Here is a 249-nt window from a genome sequence, read left to right as displayed (position 1 = left end):
CGTCAGGCAATCGCTATGACAGGAAGGTAAAGTAATGTTTTTTTCTTTCTCAATTTGCAGTTCCACCTGTAGAAGATGTTTTTCAGCTTCGCTTCTCTGTCCTTTGCCAGCCAACCAACGAGGAGATTCAATATAGTACTTTCCCGACAGATACCATGCTAAGAGCATTGCCATGCCACCGAGTAAAAACATCATCCGCCAGCTTAGAAAGGCGATAATCACAACGCCAATTGCCGCCGACAGCATCGG

Annotated in this window: 1 pseudogene; it reads right to left on the bottom strand. The window is 45.8% G+C overall.

Annotated elements, in window-relative coordinates:
* A pseudogene (locus tag FDX22_RS22260) lies at positions 1-249 on the bottom strand (MFS transporter); the annotation flags it as partial.

The organism is Citrobacter sp. TBCS-14 (assembly GCF_005280805.1).
In the GTDB taxonomy this organism is placed as follows: domain Bacteria; phylum Pseudomonadota; class Gammaproteobacteria; order Enterobacterales; family Enterobacteriaceae; genus Citrobacter; species Citrobacter gillenii.
The sequence above is the reverse complement of the archived record's forward strand: the minus strand, read 5'-3'. Positions and strand labels throughout refer to the sequence as shown.